Raw genomic sequence first — 3608 nt, 5'->3', positions numbered from 1 at the left:
CGATACGGCAATGACACCGGGCCCGGTCGGCGCTACCTTCGTCTGGCTGACGAAGCGTCGACGCACATCTGCCAGGAGGGCCCGTGAAGGGGACAAACGAACAGCGGGCCGGGCTCCTGTCCGGATTCGCCGCCTACGGACTGTGGGGCCTGGTCCCGCTCTTCTGGCCACTGCTGAAGCCGTCCGGTGCGGTCGAGATCCTCGCCCACCGCATGGTCTGGTCCCTCGGCGTCGTCGGCATCGCACTCCTCGTGCTGCGCCGCTGGTCCTGGATCGGCGAACTGCTGCGGCAGCCGCGGAAGCTGGCGCTGATCACCGTCGCCGCGATCGTGATAAGCATCAACTGGGGCCTGTACATCTGGTCGGTGAACCACGGCCACGTCGTCGAGGCCTCCCTCGGCTACTTCATCAATCCGCTGGTCACCATCGCCATGGGCGTCCTGCTCCTGGGCGAACGGCTGCGTCCCGTGCAGTGGGTGGCGGTCGGCACCGGCGCCGCCTCGGTGCTCGTCCTGGCGATCGGTTACGGGCAGCCGCCGTGGATCTCGCTGATCCTGGCGTTCTCCTTCGCGACGTACGGCCTGATGAAGAAGAAGGTCAACATGGGCGGCCTGGAGTCGCTCGCGGCCGAGACCGCCGTGGTGTTCGTGCCCGCGCTCGGCTATCTGCTGTGGCTGGGCGCGCTGGGCGAGTCGACCTTCCTCTCCGGGGGCGCCGGTCACGTGGCGCTGCTCGCCTCGACGGGAGTGGTGACGGCCGGGCCGCTGATCCTGTTCGGGGCCGCGGCGATCCGCGTACCGCTCTCCACACTCGGCCTGCTCCAGTACCTGGCACCGGTCTTCCAGTTCATCCTGGGGATCGTGTACTTCCACGAGGCGATGCCGCCCGAGCGGTGGGCCGGCTTCGCCCTGGTCTGGCTCGCGCTCACACTGCTGACCTGGGACGCGCTGCGGACGTCGCGGCGCACGAGGATGCGGGCACTGGCCGCGCGACAGGCCGCGGCGAAGTCGGCCAAGCCCGCCGCGGACGGTTCCGCTTCCCCTTCCGCGGTGACGACCCCGACACCCTGACTCACACTCCACAACTATTTACCCAGTTGCTTTTTTAACTCGGTTACGTTTCCATGAAGTCCAAGCGAACCGGCAACCGAGGAGTGCGCATGCCCAAGCCCCCGACCACCGTGCTGATCGTAGGATCCGGACCGACCGGCCTGACCCTGGCCGTCGATCTGGCCCGGCGGGACATCGACGTACGGATCATCGACAAGTCCCCGCAGTTCCCGCGCAGTTCCCGGGCCAAGGGCCCCAACCCGCGTTCCCTGGAGGTCCTGGAGGACCTCGGTGTCGTCGAGCAGGTGCTGGCCGCCGGATCGGCGCCGCTGCCGATGCGCAAGTACCGCGGCGGGGAAGTCATCGCCGACGCGGACCCGTTCGCGGCGGCGCGCCCGATGCCGGACGCCCCCTACGACCGGCCCTGGCTGATCGCCCAGTGGCGGCTGGAGGAGATCCTGCGCGCCCGGCTCGCGGAGTACGGCGTACGGGTCGAGCTCGGCGCCGAACTGGTGGGGCTGGCCCAGGGCGACGACTCCGTGACGGCGTCCCTGGCAGATGGCCGGGAGATCGAGGCCCGGTACGCGGTGGGCTGCGACGGCGGCCACAGCGCGGTGCGCAAACTGCTCGGCGTCCCGTTCGAGGGGAAGACGGACGAGGAGCAGTCGATGGTCTGCGGAGACGTCGAGGCGGAGGGGCCGGACCGCGGCATCTGGCACCAGTGGTTCGACGAGGACGGCGGCGTGATGCTCTGCCCGATCCCCGGCACCCGGTCGGGCTGGTGGTTCCAGGCCGCCCCGGAGACGGACGCCGCCGGCCGCCCCGTACCTCCGTCGCTGGAGAGCTTCCAGCGGCTCTTCGCCAAGCACTCCGGACTGCCCGGCGGCCATCTCTCGCAGGCCACCCTGCTCTCCGCCTACCGGGTCAACGAGCGCATGGTGGACCGCTACCGGGTGGGCCGGGTGTTCCTGGCCGGTGACGCCGCGCACGTGCACGCCATCGCGGGCGGGCTGGGCATGAACACCGGCATCCAGGACGCGTACAACCTGGGCTGGAAGCTCGCCCGGGTCGCCACCGGCCGGGCGGCGCCGGAGCTGCTCGACACGTACGAGGAGGAGCGGCTGCCGATCGCCGCCCGGACCCTGGACATCACCGCGGAGCGGCTGCGGGCCACGCTGGAGGCGATCAAGGAGCCGGGCGGCGGTCTGGACTCGGCGATCACCCCGCAGACCTACGGCCTGGGGGACGGCTACCGCTGGAGCTCCCTGGCCCCCGCGGGCGGCACCGCCCGGCTGTGCGCGGGCGACCGCGCGCCGGACGCACCCTGCCGCGACGCGGCCACGGGTGCGCCCCGCCGGCTGTTCGAGACCTTCGCCGGACCGCACTTCACCCTGCTCGGCTTCGGCGCGGGCACCGCACGGGCCCTGCGGGAGGCGGCTGCGGCCCACGGCGACGAACTGCGGGCGCACACGGTGGACGGGGCATACGGCTCGGCCGGAGGCACAGCGCACGGCGCACTGTCCGACGACGACGGCCGGGCCCGCTCGGCGTACGGCATCGCGCCGGACGAGGACGTACTCGTACTGATCCGCCCGGACAACCACGTGGGCCTCATCGCCCCGGCCGGGGACCACCGGGCCGTCGCCGAGTACCTGAAGGGTGCGGCATTGGAGCGAGCTTGAGCGCGTCACAGCGGGTCATCCCCCTGATGACCCGCTGCTTATATTTTCCTCACATCTTATGACCCGACCCCTGCGCGCGTCCGGGACGTCCCGCACGCTTCTGCGCACCGCGACCGCCACCGCCGCCCTGTCCGCCGTGTCCGTCCTCGCCTGCGGAATCGCTCCCACCGCAGTCGCGGACGACACCGTGCGGACCGTCCATCAGGACGGGCTCGGCCCCAACGGCCCCTGGCTCCGCCTCCAGGAAACGACCCCCGACCGGGAGCCGGGGGTCCAGGCGGTCTCCCCGAAGCCCGATCCGGTCCACCTGAACGGCAGCCTGCGGCTGGCCATCGCGGCCGGACAACAGGCCCAGGCCGCCCACTACTTCAACTCGACCTGGACGCCGGAACCGATGCAGCCGCTGCTGGACGCGGGCGTCTCGTACTGGGCGTACACGGCGTCCGAGGGCTCCAGCGTCACCAACATCGGCGCCAACCTGCAGTTCCCGGCGTCCTGCGGGGGCTTCACCACCCTGTCGTTCGAACCCGGCCACAACACGGACACGCAGGGCGCGGCACTGGAGCCGGACACCTGGCAGAAGTACCGGCTCACCGGCGACTCCGTGATGCGGACCTCGCGTGCCGTGGCGGGCATCCCGGCGGGCGGGGACGCCCCGCTGTCGCACTTCGTCACGGCGTGCGAGGGGGCGTACGGAGTGATCGCCAACATCGGCCGGCTCGGCGACCCGAACGGCACGCTGAACACCTACGTCGACAACATCACCGCCAAGGGCACCACCTGGGACTTCGCCGTCACCGGCCGGGCGTCGGCGGCGCTCACCGTCCCCACGGAGATCAAGGCGGGAGACGGCCCCCGCCCGGCCGGTGACGGCGAA

General features: G+C 71.5%; 3 protein-coding genes. All 3 read left to right on the top strand.

Annotated elements, in window-relative coordinates:
- The first annotated feature begins 83 nt into the window (after nt 1-83).
- A complete protein-coding gene (gene rarD, locus J1C73_RS31190) occupies nt 84-1070 on the top strand; it encodes an EamA family transporter RarD (protein WP_207319311.1) in 987 nt (328 codons plus the stop codon).
- Between the two features lie 89 nt (nt 1071-1159).
- Nucleotides 1160-2731, top strand: a complete 1572-nt coding sequence (locus J1C73_RS31185) for an FAD-dependent monooxygenase (protein ID WP_207319310.1) — start codon at nt 1160-1162, stop codon at nt 2729-2731.
- A gap of 58 nt (nt 2732-2789) precedes the next feature.
- The coding region (locus J1C73_RS31180) for a hypothetical protein (RefSeq protein ID WP_207319309.1) at nt 2790-3608 on the top strand (819 nt) is incomplete at its 3' end.

It is taken from the genome of Streptomyces laculatispora (assembly GCF_017353455.1).
GTDB lineage: Bacteria > Actinomycetota > Actinomycetes > Streptomycetales > Streptomycetaceae > Streptomyces > Streptomyces laculatispora.
This window is presented reverse-complemented; position numbering and strand designations above follow the sequence as displayed.

Excerpts from the sequence above, each read along its gene's own strand:
- J1C73_RS31185 (WP_207319310.1), top strand. The coding sequence starts at position 1,160 with ATGCCCAAGCCCCCGACCACCGTGCTGATCGTAGGATCCGGACCGACC.